Raw genomic sequence first — 2,969 nt, forward strand, 5'->3', positions numbered from 1 at the left:
AGCCATGGTGGCCGGAGTCACGTAATTCAGTCTCTGGAAAACCCGGTACGGTTCACTCTTCGCTTCCGGTGGATTTGGAGTGAGCGGTTGATTCTGGCACTGGCATGGGCTTGGTCCGTCATCACGAACCCCTTCTCCTCCAGCAGCTTCTCCACGGCTTGGTTGTCCGCATAGTGCTTAGCCTCTGCCGCTTCGCGCTCCGCCTGAGTGGCACCCTGCGGAATGACGTACATCCCTGAAATCGCCGGTAGGCCTTCTTCATCGCCATCTGCGTATAACCGGACGTGGCGATCATTGGTCATGCGATGCATGGCGTAATAGTCGAGATGCTCCCGACCATCCTCAACGCTGATGTCGAAGCGCGTCCAGATGGTCCATCCTTGCTGGACGATCAACCACACTACGCCGGGCGACATGGCATCGGTTGGCAGATTGATCCCCCAGGGTGCAAAGTGGCCGTTAAACCGCTGTCGCAACTGTTCCTGATCGTGCATCTGGACCATGTACCCCCTGGATTTCCGTCCTGGCCTCTTCAAACCACACCCCTTGTACACCGCCCCCCGGCTCATCCAGATCGCTTCGTCGCACGCCGTTTCCAGCTCCCGCGCCTTGTCAGATCAGCCCGAGTCGAGGTTGGGATCAGCGCAGAAACCTCGGACCCGCGTGCCCGTCACCGGCCCCAACTCCGAGTCGTCATCGTGCAGTTCAGGCCTTCAATTGGCCCCAACAGCCTCGGCTGATGTTTCTGATGAGTCCCGTTCAAGCTGAGGGGCGAGTCCCTTGAGGTGCGGGTCGAACACGCGCTTCATCGCTGCCGCGGCCTGGTTGAGTTCGAGCATCCTGGTCTCGTCCGGCTTGTCCCGGCAGTTGACGTCTACCCCGTAGCGGATTACCCACCGGCCTGCGGTCACCTCTTCCGTCCATTCGAGTGGCCGCGCCAGACCGCACGCCGCGAGGGCTTCATCGATCTCCTGTCGGTTCTCAAGAAGGACGGCGAGCGCCCCCGTCCATCGGCCCTTCTTGTTGGTGAGGACGACACGGGACTCGCGGCGGTTGACCGCGACGCGGTAGACCAGTCCCGAACCCCTCGCAGGTGTGTCCTGCAACCCGATGTAGTCCGGTTTGAGGTTCTTGAAGGGCGAGTCGATCCCTTGATCTCGCGCCTGCGCGAACAGAGCGGCCATGAAGTCACGTCTTTGACGCTGCGCCAGCGTGAGATCCGGATCCGCCCTGCCCTTGGGCATCGCGTCTTCAGACGGCTCGGCGACGACCGTGAACAGCGGAGCTGGTAGGGAATCGCCGATCCTGACGGTTCGGACCGTGACCATCCAGATCTGCCCGACGCCGCGCTCGTTCAAGGCCTCTACCGCCTTGACGTGCTCTGGCCTTCCTTCCTCCACGATCCAGATCGCTCGTTGAACGTCCCGCTGCGCCAGGTAGGTAATGAGTTGGCCGAGATGGCGGTGGTCACTCCGCCCGAACTGGTTCTCGATAACGACATCGCCGAAGTCGGTTTCCGCCACGAGGTCTATGCTGAAGTCCCCGGCTCCGACCTCCCTCTGGGCGTTCGTCAACCCCAGCCCGAGGACTCTGTCGAGATCGCCGATGTTCGCTTCGAGCCAAGGCGTAAAGTCAATGTGCTCCTTCGGCCACACTTCGCGGATCGCCACGCTCTCGATGGAACCAACTCTGGATGGCATGTACTGTTCCTGGACCTAGTAGCTGCTCGGGCAGCGAACTGTACGCAGCGGCACGATCAACGTCAATGCGAGCAACCCACCTGCCCTCGGCGCTGGGCTGTGGCAACCGCTCCTGCAACTTTCTTCGCTAGCAGGCCCAACGGCTCGCGGAAACCACCGCGCCGAGGACATCGGTCAGTAGACGATGAACCGGTCGCCTGTGCACACCACCGACGTCTCGGTCTGGCCAACGTAGCTGCCAACCGGATAGGTGTCCGTGGCCCGGTAGATTTCCTCTCCCCCGATGGCATTGTGGATGTGCAGGACGACTTGCCGGCTCGTGCCCCGGTCGGCATAGGTCGGCTGCCACGTGCGGGGAGCTGCACCGCACCAGGTCCAGTTGCCGAGCGGCGCATCTTCGGTCAGCTTGTCCTCGTGGTCTCTCACATTCGGGTCATCAGCCTGCCGCGGGGGCTTGGAGAGAATGGTCTGGTCGCTCCAGACGCAGCCGTGCCAGATTGCCCCGAATTCCGCCGCCTCGCGGCTCAGAATCGAGGCGGACAGGTAGGACCAGGGGCTGCCGTCGCCCTCGATGGCTTGCATGAGCGGCACGGCGCCCGGCGGCTTCGGGGGCTGCAACCACGTGTCTTCGAGCCTGGGACACTCATCTGCCGCAATCGGCGGCGCATCGGCCGGAACGGCCCAGATGATCCCGTTGCCGTTGCTGCCTTCCCGATACACAAAGGCCCGCAGCGTGAATCCTGCCTTGAGGCGAAGCGCATCGAAGACGCCCAGCAGTTTGTTGGCCCCGTCATCGGCGGACCATTCACCAGAAAACGCGCTCGTCTCCGGCAACCGATCGAGATCCGAGGCGAGCTCTCTGGCCCTCTCGGCGGCCCGCCGCAAGCGATTGACCCGTCTGATACCAAAAGAAACCGACTTCATCGCTACACCTCGCTACGCGAACCGAACAGCTTCGCGGCTCAGTCAGTGCTCGCCACCGCTGAGCGCCAGCCGAGGACGGGATCGTCTGACTGAGCGGGATCGTCCGCGCGCGGTCGCCGAATGCCGGGTTCACCGTGAGGTCGCATCTTCCAGGAACGCCCGGATCTCGTCGTCCGAGCATCCGGCTTGGTGCAGCGCGGAGCGGACGTACGTGTCGGTAAGCTGGTCTCTCATCGGCACGGATATGTAGTGGGTTCCGCCGGCTCTGCGATAGAGGTACGTGCGCTTCTGTGGGCTTGATCCACTTTCGTGGACGGGTTGACTATGCTGCCGGCGTCAGCCTCC

General features: G+C 62.7%; 3 protein-coding genes. All 3 read right to left on the reverse strand.

Going from position 1 to position 2,969, the window contains the following annotated elements; genetic code table 11:
- Nucleotides 1–26 precede the first annotated feature (26 nt).
- Nucleotides 27–494 carry a hypothetical protein gene (locus F4Y45_01450; GenBank protein MXY23170.1) on the reverse strand — a complete coding sequence of 156 codons (468 nt, stop codon included), beginning with the start codon at nucleotides 492–494 and terminating at the stop codon, nucleotides 27–29.
- 219 nt (nucleotides 495–713) lie between these two features.
- Nucleotides 714–1,700, reverse strand: coding sequence for a hypothetical protein (locus tag F4Y45_01455; GenBank protein ID MXY23171.1), 987 nt, complete (start codon nucleotides 1,698–1,700; stop codon nucleotides 714–716).
- 174 nt (nucleotides 1,701–1,874) lie between these two features.
- On the reverse strand, nucleotides 1,875–2,624 hold the full coding sequence (locus F4Y45_01460) for a hypothetical protein (protein MXY23172.1): 750 nt from the start codon (nucleotides 2,622–2,624) through the stop codon (nucleotides 1,875–1,877).
- Nucleotides 2,625–2,969 lie beyond the last annotated feature (345 nt).

It is taken from the genome of Acidobacteriota bacterium (genome assembly GCA_009838525.1).
In the GTDB taxonomy this organism is placed as follows: domain Bacteria; phylum Acidobacteriota; class Vicinamibacteria; order Vicinamibacterales; family UBA8438; genus VXRJ01.

Coding starts and splice junctions, on each gene's coding strand:
- F4Y45_01450 (MXY23170.1), bottom strand. CDS start 494: ATGCACGATCAGGAACAGTTGCGACAGCGGTTTAACGGCCACTTTGCA.
- F4Y45_01455 (MXY23171.1), bottom strand. CDS start 1,700: ATGCCATCCAGAGTTGGTTCCATCGAGAGCGTGGCGATCCGCGAAGTG.
- F4Y45_01460 (MXY23172.1), bottom strand. CDS start 2,624: ATGAAGTCGGTTTCTTTTGGTATCAGACGGGTCAATCGCTTGCGGCGG.